The organism is Lentzea atacamensis (assembly GCF_003269295.1).
Lineage (GTDB): Bacteria > Actinomycetota > Actinomycetes > Mycobacteriales > Pseudonocardiaceae > Lentzea > Lentzea atacamensis.
The window spans coordinates 289,914-303,645 of record NZ_QLTT01000009.1 but is presented as its reverse complement, the minus strand read 5'-3'; the positions used below and the strand labels follow the sequence as shown (position 1 = coordinate 303,645).

18 protein-coding genes are annotated in these 13,732 nt (G+C 68.3%); 17 read left to right on the top strand and 1 reads right to left on the bottom strand.

The features are described from left to right. The first annotated feature begins 68 nt into the window (after positions 1-68). The 5 genes from C8D87_RS46375 to C8D87_RS34700 all read left to right on the top strand — a co-directional run bounded on the left by C8D87_RS46375 (position 69) and on the right by C8D87_RS34700 (position 4,981). Positions 69-1,106, top strand: coding sequence for a hypothetical protein (locus tag C8D87_RS46375; RefSeq protein ID WP_170166695.1), 1,038 nt, complete (start codon positions 69-71; stop codon positions 1,104-1,106). A gap of 69 nt (positions 1,107-1,175) precedes the next feature. Then, positions 1,176-1,736 carry an AAA family ATPase gene (locus C8D87_RS46370; RefSeq protein WP_170154820.1) on the top strand — a complete coding sequence of 187 codons (561 nt, stop codon included), beginning with the start codon at positions 1,176-1,178 and terminating at the stop codon, positions 1,734-1,736. Next, positions 1,733-2,353, top strand: coding sequence for an HAD family hydrolase (locus C8D87_RS46365; RefSeq protein ID WP_170154819.1), 621 nt, complete (start codon positions 1,733-1,735; stop codon positions 2,351-2,353). Before C8D87_RS46370 ends, C8D87_RS46365 begins: the two co-directional genes overlap by 4 nt. Before the next feature lie 10 nt (positions 2,354-2,363). Further along, positions 2,364-3,923 (top strand): signal recognition particle protein, encoded by a 1,560-nt coding sequence (gene ffh / locus C8D87_RS34705; RefSeq protein WP_112229945.1) that lies wholly within the window; start codon positions 2,364-2,366, stop codon positions 3,921-3,923. Continuing rightward, the gene (locus tag C8D87_RS34700) at positions 3,920-4,981 is read left to right on the top strand and encodes an amidohydrolase family protein (RefSeq protein WP_112229943.1); all 1,062 of its coding nucleotides are present in this window, start codon (positions 3,920-3,922) and stop codon (positions 4,979-4,981) included. Before ffh ends, C8D87_RS34700 begins: the two co-directional genes overlap by 4 nt. On the opposite strand, the gene C8D87_RS34695 is transcribed toward C8D87_RS34700, so the two are convergent. Next, the gene (locus tag C8D87_RS34695) at positions 4,978-5,457 is read right to left on the bottom strand and encodes a carboxymuconolactone decarboxylase family protein (protein WP_109634066.1); all 480 of its coding nucleotides are present in this window, start codon (positions 5,455-5,457) and stop codon (positions 4,978-4,980) included. The genes C8D87_RS34700 and C8D87_RS34695 overlap by 4 nt on opposite strands. A 146-nt stretch (positions 5,458-5,603) precedes the next feature. Between C8D87_RS34695 and C8D87_RS34690 the strand changes: the two genes are divergently transcribed. The 12 genes from C8D87_RS34690 to C8D87_RS34635 all read left to right on the top strand — a co-directional run bounded on the left by C8D87_RS34690 (position 5,604) and on the right by C8D87_RS34635 (position 13,609). Continuing rightward, entirely contained in the window at positions 5,604-6,482 is an 879-nt protein-coding gene (locus tag C8D87_RS34690; protein ID WP_112229941.1) for an RNA polymerase sigma-70 factor, read from the top strand. Positions 6,483-6,788: 306 nt separating this feature from the next. Beyond that, a complete protein-coding gene (locus C8D87_RS34685) occupies positions 6,789-7,565 on the top strand; it encodes a type II CAAX endopeptidase family protein (RefSeq protein WP_109634062.1) in 777 nt (258 codons plus the stop codon). Further along, complete coding sequence (locus tag C8D87_RS34680; protein WP_109634060.1) at positions 7,565-8,296, top strand: LamB/YcsF family protein; 732 nt, start codon at positions 7,565-7,567, stop codon at positions 8,294-8,296. Before C8D87_RS34685 ends, C8D87_RS34680 begins: the two co-directional genes overlap by 1 nt. Before the next feature lie 125 nt (positions 8,297-8,421). Beyond that, complete coding sequence (rpsP, locus tag C8D87_RS34675; RefSeq protein WP_109634058.1) at positions 8,422-8,865, top strand: 30S ribosomal protein S16; 444 nt, start codon at positions 8,422-8,424, stop codon at positions 8,863-8,865. After that, on the top strand, positions 8,862-9,101 hold the full coding sequence (locus C8D87_RS34670; RefSeq protein WP_030468017.1) for an RNA-binding protein: 240 nt from the start codon (positions 8,862-8,864) through the stop codon (positions 9,099-9,101). The genes rpsP and C8D87_RS34670 overlap by 4 nt, the downstream gene beginning before the upstream one ends. A gap of 19 nt (positions 9,102-9,120) precedes the next feature. Continuing rightward, positions 9,121-9,636, top strand: a complete 516-nt coding sequence (gene rimM, locus C8D87_RS34665) for a ribosome maturation factor RimM (RefSeq protein ID WP_109634056.1) — start codon at positions 9,121-9,123, stop codon at positions 9,634-9,636. Then, positions 9,626-10,372, top strand: a complete 747-nt coding sequence (trmD, locus tag C8D87_RS34660) for a tRNA (guanosine(37)-N1)-methyltransferase TrmD (protein ID WP_112229939.1) — start codon at positions 9,626-9,628, stop codon at positions 10,370-10,372. The genes rimM and trmD overlap by 11 nt, the downstream gene beginning before the upstream one ends. A gap of 154 nt (positions 10,373-10,526) precedes the next feature. After that, the gene (gene rplS / locus C8D87_RS34655) at positions 10,527-10,886 is read left to right on the top strand and encodes a 50S ribosomal protein L19 (protein ID WP_109634051.1); all 360 of its coding nucleotides are present in this window, start codon (positions 10,527-10,529) and stop codon (positions 10,884-10,886) included. A gap of 3 nt (positions 10,887-10,889) precedes the next feature. Further along, entirely contained in the window at positions 10,890-11,630 is a 741-nt protein-coding gene (gene lepB, locus C8D87_RS34650) for a signal peptidase I (RefSeq protein ID WP_109634049.1), read from the top strand. A gap of 4 nt (positions 11,631-11,634) precedes the next feature. Continuing rightward, a complete protein-coding gene (gene lepB, locus C8D87_RS34645; protein WP_112229937.1) occupies positions 11,635-12,498 on the top strand; it encodes a signal peptidase I in 864 nt (287 codons plus the stop codon). Continuing rightward, positions 12,495-13,286: a ribonuclease HII gene (locus C8D87_RS34640; protein ID WP_109634044.1), complete on the top strand. Its 792-nt coding sequence runs from the start codon at positions 12,495-12,497 to the stop codon at positions 13,284-13,286. Before lepB (C8D87_RS34645) ends, C8D87_RS34640 begins: the two co-directional genes overlap by 4 nt. Then, the gene (locus C8D87_RS34635) at positions 13,286-13,609 is read left to right on the top strand and encodes a DUF2469 domain-containing protein (protein WP_030468024.1); all 324 of its coding nucleotides are present in this window, start codon (positions 13,286-13,288) and stop codon (positions 13,607-13,609) included. The genes C8D87_RS34640 and C8D87_RS34635 overlap by 1 nt, the downstream gene beginning before the upstream one ends. Positions 13,610-13,732: the final 123 nt, after the last annotated feature.

The window sequence follows — 13,732 nt, the reverse complement described above, 5'->3', positions numbered from 1 at the left end:
CCTGGACAACGGCGGCGCGGCCGGGGCAGGGTGGCGGGTAAGGGATTCGCGACGCTGGGGGTTGCATCGTGAAGAACAAACTGTCAATGGTCTCGGTCGTGGCCGTCGCCGCGACGTTCCTGACCACTCCTTCCGCTCAAGCCGCCGTGGCGGTCGAGGACCTCGGCACGCTGCCGGGTCATCAGCTGAGCATCGCCACCGACATCAACGAGTTCGGCACCGTCACCGGTGTCTCGATGAGCTCGGACGGCCGTTCGGCGAACGCGGTCCGGTGGGACCGCTACTCACCCGTCTCGAAACTCGACGATCTCGGCTTCGGTTCGTGGGCGACCGCGGTCAACGGCGCGAGCAACGTCGTCGGCTATGTCGCCGACTCCACGAACCGCGCACGAGCCGCGCGCTGGGACGACCGCGGCCGGCTGACCGTGCTGACCGTGCCCGGCGCGGACTCCTCGGTCGCCTGGGACATCAACGACGACCGCACCGTCGTCGGCGACGCGACGATCAACGGCGTCAGCCACGCGGTCGTCTGGGACCGCGACGGCGTGGCGTTCGTGGTCGGTGAGGGCCGGGCGTCACACGTGACCAGCGATGACACGGTGATCGGGTACTCGCGGACCGCGCCCGCGCGGTGGACCAACGCCGGCCAGGGCAGCCTTTACGTGTACGACAACGCCGGCGCGCAGCTGCACGGCCACAACCAGGCCGCCGACGCGGTGGGCCGGGTCGGCGACGAAGGTGTGCTGTGGCCGGGCCGCAGGCGCGTGTCGCTGGGTGTGGGCGCCTTCCCGCGCGACATCTCCGACAACGGCTTCGCCGTCGGCACCTCGGGCACGCGGGCGGTCCGCTGGACGGTGACCGAGCCGCCCACTGCCGTACCGCTCGCCCCGTCGCCGTCGGTCGCCGCCGCGATCAACAACGCCGGTGTGGTGGCCGGCACCGCCGGTTCGTGGGCGGTGACGTGGGACGCCGCCGGCGTGCAGACGGCGCTGCCCGTGCTCGCCGGTTCTACCAGCAGCGTCGTGACGGGACTGGCCGAGAGCGGACAGATCATCGGCCGCGCGGGTTTCGCGGGCGGCGTGTACCGGGCAGTCGTCTGGCGTTGAACTTCTGTGCATTTCCTCAGAATTCGGACCAAACTGAACGAGAGGGAAGGTCAACACGTCTTCTAGGACATGACCGCCGTGTTGAACACGCAGACCACCGCCGTCCGAGTGCAGCCACGCTCACTCGTCGTCCTCGCCGGCATCCCCGGCGCGGGCAAGACGACGCTGCTCACCCGCCTGGACGCGGAGGAGCCGGTCACCGTGCTCGACTCCGACCAAGTGCGCATGTGGCTCGAACCGCGCATGCCCCTGCCGTACAAGTACTGGCGCGTCTTCGTGCACCTCACGCACCGGCTCCGCGTGTTCTGGGCGGCGTTGTTCCGCACGGGCCTGCTGGTGGTGCACGAGCCGTCCACCCGTCCCGGCACCCGTTTCATGCTGGTCCTGGCCGGTCTGCTGTCGGGGCGTTCCCGCCACTTCCTGTGGCTGGACGCCTCGGCGGCCCAGGCCCTGGACGGCCAGATCGCCCGCCGCCGCGTGGTGCGGACCCACGCCTTCGAACGGCACGTCCGCCGCGGGATGGAGATGCGCGCCCGGTTCGAGGCGGGCTGGGTCCCTGCCGGCTTCGGCAGCGTGACGCTGCTCACCCGTGCGGGAACCTCGGGTGGTCTGCGCATCATTGTGTCGTGATCAAGGCGGTTCTCTTCGACTTCGCAGGCACCCTCTTCGGGCGTCCCACCCACCGATGGCTCTCGCCGGCCCACCTCTCCGTCCTGCGCGCGCCCGCCCCCTACGTGGCACGCATGAACGCCGCCGAACGCGCCGTGTGGGAAGCCAGGGACCTCACGGCGCTGGCGAACCGGTCGGCCTACTGGACCCTGTTCCGGCTGGCGGGCCTCTCCATGCCCGACGACCTGTTCCAGCGGCTGCACAACCCGGCGTTCTGGGTGCCCTATCCCGACGCGCCGGCCGCTCTGGCCGCCGCGCGCCCGTTGAAGGTCGGGGTGCTGAGCAACATCTCGTGGGACATCCGGCCGGTGTTCGCGCGGGAGTCGCTGGTGGTGGACGCCTTCGCGCTGTCGTTCGAGATCGGCTTCGCCAAGCCTTCCGCGCGGGCCTTCGAGGCGGCGTGCGTCCGGCTCGACGTGGAGCCTTCCGAGTGCCTGTACGTGGGCGACGATCCCGTGGCGGACGGGGCGGCGGTGGCGGCCGGTCTGCGGTTCGCGCAGATCTCCACGGCTCCCGTGGGACGGCGGCCACCGGTGCTGCTGGAGGCCTTGGCCAGTCACGGCATCGCGGTTAGCTAGTCTGGACGGCGTGTTCTCCACGCTTTCCGACCGGCTGACCACGGTCCTCCAGGGCCTCCGCGGCAAGGGCAGGCTCAGCGACGCCGACATCGACGCCACCGCGCGCGAGATCAGGGTCGCCCTGCTCGAGGCCGACGTTGCGCTGCCAGTTGTGCGCAACTTCATCGGCAAGGTGAAGGAGCGCGCCAAGGGTGCCGAGGTCCACCAGGCGCTGAACCCGGCGCAGCAGGTCGTGAAGATCGTCAACGAGGAGCTGGTCAACGTCCTCGGTGGCGAGACGCGCCGCCTGAACCTCGCGAAGAACCCGCCGTCGGTGATCATGCTGGCGGGTCTGCAGGGTGCCGGTAAGACGACGCTCGCGGGCAAGCTCGCCAAGTGGCTGAAGGGGCAGGGCCACACGCCGCTGCTCGTCGCGGCCGACCTGCAGCGCCCCAACGCCGTCACGCAGCTCCAGGTCGTCGGTGAGCGCGCGGGCGTGCCCGTCTTCGCTCCCGAGCCGGGCAACGGCGTGGGTGACCCGGTCGCGGTGTCGCGCCGCGGCATCGAGGAAGCCAGGGCGAAGCAGCACGACATCGTCCTCGTCGACACGGCCGGCCGGCTGGGTGTCGACGAGGAGATGATGAAGCAGGCCATCGACATCCGGGCCGCGGTCAACCCGGACGAGGTCCTGTTCGTGGTCGACGCCATGGTCGGTCAGGACGCGGTCAACACGGCCACGGCGTTCCGCGACGGCGTCGGTTTCACCGGCGTGGTGCTGACGAAGCTCGACGGTGACGCCCGCGGTGGTGCCGCGCTGTCGGTCCGCGAGGTCACCGGCCAGCCGATCCTGTTCGCGTCCAACGGCGAGAAGCTCGAGGACTTCGACGTCTTCCACCCCGACCGGATGGCCTCGCGCATCCTCGGCATGGGTGACGTCCTCACGCTGATCGAGCAGGCCGAGCAGCACTTCGACCAGCAGCAGGCCGAGAAGGCCGCGCAGAAGCTGCACTCCGGCCAGCTGACGCTCGAGGACTTCCTGGAGCAGATGCTCGCGATCCGCAAGATGGGCCCGATCGCGAACCTGCTCGGCATGCTCCCCGGTGCCGGTCAGATGAAGGACCAGCTCGCGATGCTGGACGAGAAGCACCTCGACCGCATCCAGGCCATCATCCGCGGCATGACCCCGGCGGAGCGCGACGACCCCAAGATCATCAACGCCTCCCGCCGGCTGCGCATCGCCAACGGTTCGGGCGTCAAGGTCAGCGACGTCAACGACCTGGTCAACCGCTTCTTCGAGGCCCGCAAGATGATGTCGGCCATGGCCGGCCGGATGGGCTTCGGCGGCGGTGGCGGCGGCAAGAAGGGCAAGGGCAAGAAGGGGAAGAAGGGGAAGGGCCGCGGCCCGACGCCGCCCAAGATCAAGGGCGGTTTCCCCGGCATGTTCCCCGGTGGCATGCCCGCCGGCATGCCAGGTATGCCCGGCCTGCCTCCCGGTGGCGGTCTGCCCGACCTCGGCGGCAACCTGAACGAGCTTCCGCCCGGCTTCGACCCGTCGAAGTTCAAGTTCGACGGGGACGACAAGAAGAAGTGACCACGCACCTGCGCGGCGTCGTCCTTCCCGACGGCGAACCGCGAGACCTGTGGGTCGTCAACGGGCGGGTTCGCACCCGGCCGGTGCCGGGTGCTCAGACCGTTGTCGACGGCGGGTTCCTGGTGCCCGGCCTGGTCGACGCGCACTGCCACGTCGGCCTGGGCCCGCAGGGTGGCGTGGAGCTGCCGGAAGCGGTGGAACAGGCAGTGACGGACCGCGACGCGGGCACGTTGCTGATCCGCGACTGCGGTTCGCCGATCGACACGACGCCGCTGCAGGAGCGCCTGGACCTGCCGCGGATCATCCGGGCTGGCCGCCACATCGCCCGCCCGAAGCGCTACCTCCCGCACATCGGCGTGGAGATCGAGTCGGACCTGCCCACCGCGGTCGCCGAGCAGGCCGCGTACGGCGACGGCTGGGTGAAGCTCGTCGGCGACTGGATCGACCGCGGCGTGGGCGACCTCGCTCCACTGTGGACGGACGAGGAGCTGGCCCAGGCGATCAAGGTCGCCCACGACGCCGGTGCGAAGGTGACGGCGCACGTGTTCGGCGAGGACGCGTTGCCCGGCCTGATCAACGCGGGCATCGACTGCATCGAGCACGGCACCGGCCTGACCGACGACACGATCTCGCTGATGGCCGCGCGGGGCACCGCGCTGGTGCCGACGCTGATCAACATCGAGACGTTCCCCGGCATCGCGGACAGGGCGGCCAAGTACCCGGCGTACGCGAACCACATGCGGGCCCTGCACGCCCGCGTCTCCACGACCGTGGCGTCGGCGATCGAGGCCGGTGTGCCGGTCTACGCGGGCACCGACGCGGGCGGCGGCATCCAGCACGGCCGCATCGTCGACGAGATCGCCGCACTGCACCGCGTGGGCATGAGCGCCGCCGACGCCATCGGCGCAGCGTCGTGGAACGCCCGCGAGTGGCTCGGTTTCCCGTCGCTGACCGAAGGCGCGGCCGCGGACATCGTGGTCTACGACGAGGACCCTCGCGAGAACCTCGACGTCCTGCGGTCGCCGCGCATGATCATGCTCAGGGGCAGGATCCACTAGCTCTCGAACTGGGCCAGCATCCCGGTCTGGTACGAGCCGCCCTTCTGGTGCGTGATCACGGCCATCCGGTTGGCGGCGTTGATCAGCCCGAGCAGGCAGACGAGCGATGCGACCTGCTCGTCGTCGTAGTGCTTGCGCAGGTTCGCCCAGGTCTCGTCGGTCACGCCCTCGTGCGTGAGCCGCGTGCCCTCTTCCGCGAACGCCAGCGCGGCCTGCTCGGCCTCGGTGAACACGGTCGTCTCGCGCCAGCCCGCGACCAGGTGCAGCCGCAGCGGGTCCTCGCCCGCCGCCACGGCCTCCTTGACGTGCATGTCGATGCAGAAGCCGCAGCCGTTCATCTGGCTGGCCCGCAGGTTGACGAGCTCGGCCGTGATCTTCGGCAGCGGTGACTGGTGCAGCGCCATGCCGAGGCCTGCGAACCGCTTGGCGATCTTGGCGCCGGTTTCGGTGGCGAAGAGGTCGAAGCGCGATTCCATGATTTCCTCCCTGGTGGGCCTTGCCTGACGACCACGAGATGCCGCTCGCTCTTCGGCTGTGACACGGCGGATTTGTGACTCACGCCACTGTCACAAACCCTCGTCGGCCGGTGTCTTGTGGAGAGACCCGTGTCAGGAGGAGACCAATGCCGGACGTCGCGACCGACACGTTCGTGAGCCACCGCAACCTGCTCTTCACGATCGCCTACGAGATGCTCGGCTCCGCCGCCGACGCCGAGGACGTACTGCAGGAGACGTGGCTCAAGTGGGCCGGCGTCGAGCACGACATCGTCGAGAACCACCGCGCCTACCTGGTCCGCATCGTCACCCGCCAGGCGTTGTCCAGGTTGCGGACCCTGGGCCGCCGCAAGGAGTCCTACGTGGGTTCCTGGCTCCCCGAACCGCTGCTCACCGCGCCGGACGTCGCCGAGGACGTGGAACTGGCCGACAGCGTCTCGATGGCGATGATGCTGGTCCTCGAAACGCTCACCCCGACCGAACGCGCCGTCTTCGTCCTGCGCGAGGTCTTCGACCTGGACTACGAGGAGATCGCCTCGGCCGTCGACAAGAACCCCGCCGCCGTCCGCCAGATCGCGCACCGGGCCCGCTCCCACGTGGCCGCCCGCCGCCCGCGCGAGGTGGTGACCCAGGCGGAGACCCGCAAGGTGCTGGCCGCCTTCCAGCGCGCCACCGAAACCGGTGATCTGCAGGCGCTTCTGAACCTGCTGGCGCCGGACGTCGTATTCCTCGGTGACGGTGGCGGTGTGAAGCAGGCGGTCGCACGTCCCGTCGTGGGTGCTTCGAAGGTGGCGCGCATGCTGCTCGGCGGCCTGATGAAGGTGACCGACTGGGAGATGGAGGCGGCCCAGGTCAACGGCTACCCGGCGTTGATCTTCAAGTTCGAGGGCGAACTGGACACCGTGGTCGCTCTGCGCATCGACAACGGCCTGATCAGCGGGCTGTACGCGGTCCGCAACCCGGCGAAGCTCTCGCACATGGCGCAGGAGACGACTCTGCGCCGTTGAGGTTTAGTACCAGCCGTTGTGCGCCGATTCGTTCACCAGGAGAGAGGACATCCGGCGGGGACCCGATCTGACCATCTTTTGGCCAGATGCTTGGCCCGGTTTCCGTCGGTGCCGCACAGTAACCTCGGATTCGGGGGCGGCAGCATTCCCCCAAGGGGGCTCGCGGTCCCCACTCCAAGCGTATCGCGAGGCACCGACAGTGCATCGGTGCTTCACAAGCCGTCGAGCGCGAGGTGAGCCGATCATGAGGGTGTCCCAGGCCGCTGCACAGCCGCGGGTAGTCGCGGCGTGACTAGATTGCAGAGCGTGAGTGAGCCGGAGTCCCTGAAGCCGAAGCGGGGCTTCATCGAGAGCGTGCGGGACATCAGCCGCAACCCGGAGCCCGAGCGGGTCGGCCAGCGCTGGGGCTTCGGCGCGTTCCTGCTGGTGGAAGCCGTCTTCATCCTCAGCGCCGTGTTCATCACCGCGGTGGGGAACAGTTTCGGCGCGACGCTGGAGAGTTCGACCGCGCTGGTGCTGATCGGCTCGCTGGTGCCGATCATGCTCGCGGCCACGCTCGCCGTCGTGATCACCTACGTGCGCGGCAACGGGCCCGTCGTGGACCTGAGACTCAAGACCACCAAGGCGGACGTCGTCACCGGTCTCAAGATCGGTGTCGTGGGCCTGGTCTTCACCTACGCCGCCGCGACCGTGTGGGCGAAGATCGTCGGCAAGGAGAACGCCACGAGCTCTGTCGGCGAGCTCTTCAGCCAGGCGAACCTGCCGCTCGCCGCCGCGATCACGATGTTCGTGTACATGAGCTTCATCGGGCCGATCTGCGAGGAGATCATCTTCCGCGGGCTGCTCTGGGGCGCCGTGGAGCGGCAGGGCTGGAGCCGGTGGGCCGCTTTCGTGCTGACCACGGTGATCTTCGCGGTCAGTCACCTCGAACCGCAGCGCACGTGGCTGCTCCTCGTGATCGCCATCCCCATCGGCGTGGCCCGCCTGATCACCCGCAGCCTCGGGGCGAGCATGGTGGCGCACGTGATGAACAACTTCCTCCCCGGACTGTCTCTCCTCCTCCTGTCGGCCGGTGTCATCTGATGGATCTGAACAGCGACCTCGGCGAGGGCTTCGGCATCTGGAAGCTCGGAGACGACGACGCGCTCCTGGGCATCATCACCAGCGCGAACGTCGCGTGCGGCTTCCACGCCGGCGATCCCTCGACGATGCGCAAGGTGTGCGAGGAGGCCGCGAAGAACGGCGTCAAGATCGGCGCGCAGGTCTCCTACCGCGACCTCGCGGGCTTCGGCAGGCGGTTCGTCGACGCCGACCCCGTCGAGCTGGCCGACGAGGTCCTGTACCAAATCGGCGCGCTCGACGCGTGCGCACGAGCAGCAGGCACCGAGGTCGTCTACGTGAAGCCGCACGGCGCCCTCTACAACGCCACGGTGCACCACGAGAAGCAGGCGGAAGCCGTGGTCAACGGCGCCAAGGCGTTCAAAAACCTCCCGATCCTCGGCCTGCCCGGCTCCCAGCTGCTGAAGAAGGCCGTGGCAGCGGGCCTGAGGCCCGTTCAGGAGGCGTTCGCCGACCGCGGCTACACCCCGCAGGGCACGCTGGTGCCGCGCAGCGAACCGAACGCCCTGCTCACGAACACCGCGCAGATCGTCGAGCGCGCCACCAGGCTGCGGGACGGCGAGATCGTCGCGGTCGACGGCACGATCATCAAAACCCAGGCGGAGTCGCTGTGCGTGCACGGCGACACGCCTGGCGCGGTCGAGCACGCGCGAGCCGTGAGAGACGCGCTGGGGGCCGTCAGGTCGTTCGTGTAGAGACCCGATTCGGATCCACCAGCCCCCATCTGGCACAATTGCCGTCTGTTCCGCCGCGGTCGGCCCCTCTGCCCGGGCCGCGGCCGTGTGCATCACCAACACAGAGTTCAAGGAGTACCAGGCCAGTGGCCGTCAAGATCAAGCTTCAGCGTCTCGGCAAGATCCGCCAGCCGTACTACCGCATCGTGGTCGCCGACGCGCGCACCCGTCGCGACGGCAAGGCCATCGAGACGATCGGCAAGTACCACCCGAAGGAAGAGCCGTCGTTCATCGCGGTCGACTCGGAGCGCGCGCAGTACTGGCTGGGTGTCGGCGCGCAGCCGACCGAGTCGGTCCAGCGTCTTCTCGAGATCACCGGTGACTGGCAGAAGTTCAAGGGCCTGCCGGGCGCCGAGGGCACCCTGAAGGTCAAGGAGCCGAAGCCGGCGAAGGCCGACCTGTTCGCCGCCGCTCTGGCCGCCGCGAACGAGGAGCCGATGACCGAGGCCACCACGCCGAAGGCGAAGAAGGCCAAGAAGGCCGAAGAGGCCCCCAAGGCTGACGCCGAGGCGCCCAAGGACGAGGCGTGAGTTTGTTGGCTGACGCCCTCGAACACCTCGTTCGCGGCATCGTCGACCACCCGGACGACGTCCGGGTGAATCTCGTCACGACCCGCCGCGGCCGCACCCTCGAGGTCCACGTCCACCCGGACGACCTCGGCAAGGTGATCGGCCGCGGTGGTCGCACCGCGACGGCTCTGCGCACCGTGATGGCCGGCATCGGCGGTCGTGGTGTGCGGGTCGACGTCGTCGACACCGATCGCTGAGAACGAGTTTTCAGGGCAAATGGACGTTGTTGTCGGCCGTGTGGCCAAGGCGCACGGGATCACCGGCGAGCTCGCCGTTGACGTGCGCACTGACTCTCCCGAGATGCGTTTCGCGATCGGGGCGACGATGCAGGCCAGGTTGCGTGACGGCACGTCTCGAAGCCTCACCGTGTCAGCCGCCCGGCCTCATGCCGGGCGGCTGCTCGTGCGTTTCGAGGAAGTCGTCACGCGCGATGTCGCGGAGGCGTTGCGCGGCACGTTGTTGCTGGGCAGCACCGACGACCTGCCGCCGACCGACGATCCCGACGAGTTCTACGACCACGAGCTCGAAGGGCTCACGGCCGAACTGGTCGACGGTACGAAGATCGGCACCGTCAAGGAGATCGTCCACGGTCCCGGCGGCGAGCTGCTCGTGATCATCCGTGATCGCGGGGAGGCGTTGGTGCCGTTCGTGCGCGAGATCGTGCCCACCGTGGACGTGCGCGGCGGCCGTGTCGTGATCGACCCGCCAGAGGGTCTGCTCGATGCGGATTGACGTCGTCACGATCTTCCCGGAGTACCTCACGCCGCTGCGTGCCGCGTTGCTCGGGAAGGCGATCGACAAGGGCCTGATCAGCGTCGGTGTGCACGACCTGCGCGACTGGACGCACGACGTGCACAAGGCCGTCGACGACAGCCCGTACGGCGGTGGGCCCGGCATGGTCATGAAGGCCGACATCTGGGGTCCCGCGCTCGACGACGTGTGCACCGAGCAGACGCGCCTCATCGTGCCGACGCCGGCTGGTCGCCCGTTCACGCAGGCGGTGGCGCACGAGTACGCGTCCGAGTCGCACCTCGTGTTCGCGTGTGGCCGCTACGAAGGCATTGACCAGCGTGTTGTCGATGACGCGTCACGGCGCATGCGCGTCGACGAGGTGTCGATCGGCGACTACGTGCTGGTCGGTGGCGAGGTGGCCGTGCTCGCGATCGTGGAAGCGGTCGCGCGGCTGCTGCCCGGCGTGCTCGGCAACCCGAAGTCGCACGCCGAGGACTCGTTCCAGGACGGGCTGCTCGAAGGCCCGAGCTACACGCGGCCGGAGGTGTGGCGGGATCTCGCCGTGCCGGACGTGCTGCGGTCCGGCAACCACAAGCTGATCAACCGCTGGCGGCGTGACCAATCACTCGTGCGGACCTTCCAGAGGCGCCCTGACCTGCTGGAATCGCTGCCAGAGGACGCGTTCGACAAGCATGACCGTGCACTGCTCGCGCGCCTGCGCGAGGGGGAGCAGTAGGCCCGATTTCTCGTGCACGGACCTGCGTGGCAAAATAGAACAGTTGCCGCAGCCGGTGGTCGTACCGGCGCGCGCTCCAAGCCGACCCCCAACATGTCGTGCACTGTCATGGAACATGCTCTGGGGAGTTCACAGACACACGTGAGGACCACCGATGAACATCCTGGACGCAATTGACGCCCAGTCGCTGCGCTCCGACATCCCGAGCTTCCGCGCGGGTGACACGCTGAAGGTTCACGTCCGCGTCATCGAGGGCTCGCGCGAGCGCGTCCAGGTGTTCCAGGGCGTCGTGATCCGTCGCCAGGGTGGCGGCATCCGTGAGACCTTCACCGTCCGCAAGGTCTCGTTCGGCGTTGGCGTCGAGCGCACCTTCCCGGTGCACTCGCCGAACATCTCCGAGATCGAGGTCGTGACCCGCGGTGACGTGCGTCGCGCCAAGCTGTACTACCTGCGCGACCTGCGCGGCAAGGCTGCGAAGATCAAGGAGAAGCGCGAGGCCAAGCCGGTCTCCTGATCGGTGGCTTCGAGCCCAGAAGACTTCGAGGACGCCTCCGCACCGGACGAACCGGAGCGGGGGCGTACTCCTGTCTGGAGAGAAATCCTCTACGTCGTCGTGACGGCCGTCGTGCTGACGGTGCTGATCCAGGCGTTCGTGGCGCGGGTCTACGTGATCCCCTCGGCGTCGATGGAGCGCACGCTGCACGGCTGCACCGGCTGCGAGAACGACCGCGTGCTGGTCGACAAGGTCGCCTACCGCTTCGGCGACGTCGAGGCCGGTGAGGTGGTCGTGTTCCGCGGCCCCGAGGCGTGGACCACGAACGACTTCCGCGTTGCGCCGTCGGCGAACCCCGTCGCGCGCGCTGTGCAGAACATCGGTTCGTTGCTGGGCATCGCGCCCGCGAACGAGCGCGACTTCGTGAAGCGCGTCATCGCGTTGCCTGGTCAGACGGTGATGTGCTGCGACGAACAGCATCGTGTTGTCGTGGACGGCAAACCGCTCGATGAGCCGTACATCTACTGGCAGCCCGGTACTTCGTCGGCGAACCACGAGCCGTTCGCTCCCGTGCGCGTGCCAGAGGGCCGGTTGTTCGTCATGGGGGACAACCGGATGAACTCCACGGACTCGCGCAAACAGGGCGGCGGCGGCGTAGCGGGCACGATCCCGATCGAGAACGTCATCGGGAAGGCGCGGTACATCGTTTTCCCGAAGGATCGTTGGAGTGTTGTGTCGGATCACAACCCGCAGCCCCTAGGCTGATCTCGTGGTTGACGTCGATCCAGAGCAGACCCCGTCCAGCGACGAGCCGACTTCGGACGCTTCGGATGAAACATCGAAGAAGAAGAAAAAGGGCAACTTCTGGAAGGAACTGCCTGTCCTCATCCTGGTCGCGTTCGGCCTCGCGATCGGCATCCAGATCTTCCTCGGCCGCGTCTACATGATCCCGTCGGAGTCGATGGAGACGACGCTGCACGGGTGCACCGACTGCTACGGCGACCGTGTGCTGGTGGACAAGGTCACCTACCGCTTCACCGAACCGTCGCCCGGCGACGTGATCGTGTTCCGGGGGCCGCCGTCGTGGCAGAACGACTTCATCACCGACGAGCCGGCCAACCCGATCTCGCAGGGGCTGTCGTGGCTCGGGTCGCTGATCGGGCTGCCGTCGGCGAACGAGGAGGACTTCGTCAAACGCGTGATCGCCGTGGGCGGGCAGACCGTGAAGTGCTGCGACGAGCAGAACCGCGTGACGGTGGACGGCAAGCCGCTGGACGAGCCGTACAAGCACTTCGACGAGGGCACGCCGGCCGAGCAGGAGTCGTTCGAGGAGCTCAAGATCCCGGACGGCATGCTGTTCGTGCTCGGTGACAACCGCAACCACTCGTGCGACTCGCGGTGCCAGGGCCAGGGCGGGATCAACGGGCTCGTGCCGGTGGACAACGTGATCGGCAAGGCGCGCGTGATCGTGCTGCCTCCGTCGAGGTGGGGCGGGGTGTCGGACCACAACCCCCAAGTCGTTTCGATGGGTGCGCCGGGATGGCAGCAGAGCGTCCCGATGGGCGTGGGTATCGTCGCGGCGTGGCCGCTTCTGCTGCTCGGACGTCGAGTGCGAGACCGATTCCGCCGATGACCATGCTGTTACCGCCTCGCGCGGTGGTGCGGGGCTCGTCGGGGAACTGGGCGCTGCAGAGCACGCTGGAGCGCCGGGGGCTGGGGCCTGTCGCCGGTGTCGACGAGGCAGGACGCGGGCCCTGCGCGGGGCCGTTGGTGATCGCGGCGTGCGTGCTGCGCCCTGGTGACGCGGCGCGGTTCGAGGGCTTGAACGACTCGAAGCTGATGACCGCGCTGGCGCGCGAACGGATGTACGACCTCGTGCTGAAGCGTGCCGTGGATCACTCCGTGGTCGTCGTGTCGCCCGCCGAGATCGACCGGCTGGGCATTCACGTCATGAACATCGAGGGCATGCGGCGAGCGGTCGCGCAGATGTCGACGCATCCTGGGTACGTGCTGACCGACGGCTTCAAGGTGCCGGGGATGCCCGCTCCGAGCGTCGCCGTGCTGAAGGGAGACCAGGCGGCGGCGTGCGTGGCGGCGGCATCCGTGCTGGCCAAGGTCACGCGAGACCGGATCATGGCCGATCTGCACTCGCGTTACCCGGAGTACGGGTTCAACGTGCACAAGGGCTACTGCACGCCGGAGCACACCGCGGCGTTGATGGAGCACGGCCCGTGTGCTGAGCATCGCTGGTCGTATGTAAATGTGGCAGCGGCGGCCGCGAAGCACGGTCTCGCCGCGCCGCACAAGGTGGCGCGCGGCACGACTGCCGCGGCCGTGGTCCAGAATGATGCAGCCCCGGTTGACGCCGGGGAGCTCGCGACGAGGGAGGGCGCGGAGCAGATGACCCGCGCGGAGGCGTAATGAGTGCAGAGGATCTCGAGAAGTACGAGACCGAGATGGAGTTGTCGCTGTACAAGGAGTACCGCGACATCGTCAGCCAGTTCTCGTTCGTCGTGGAGACCGAACGGCGTTTTTACCTGGCCAACTCGGTGGATGTGCAGGTGCGCAACGCCGATGGCGAGGTGTACTTCGAGGTGCGCATGTCGGACGCGTGGGTGTGGGACATGTACCGCCCCGCGCGGTTCGTGAAGAACGTCCGTGTCATCACGTTCAAGGACGTGAACGTGGAGGAGCTGGACAAACCGGACCTTCGCCTGCCGGAAAGCGGGCCGTTCCCCACATAGCACACCCCACCGACATTCCCGCCGTTTCAACATCGACAACGGCCGACCTGTCCACAGCCGCCGAGTTGTCCACAGATTCCCGTCAGCCCGGCCACCCACCCCGCCCCACCCTGCAAGGTCGTA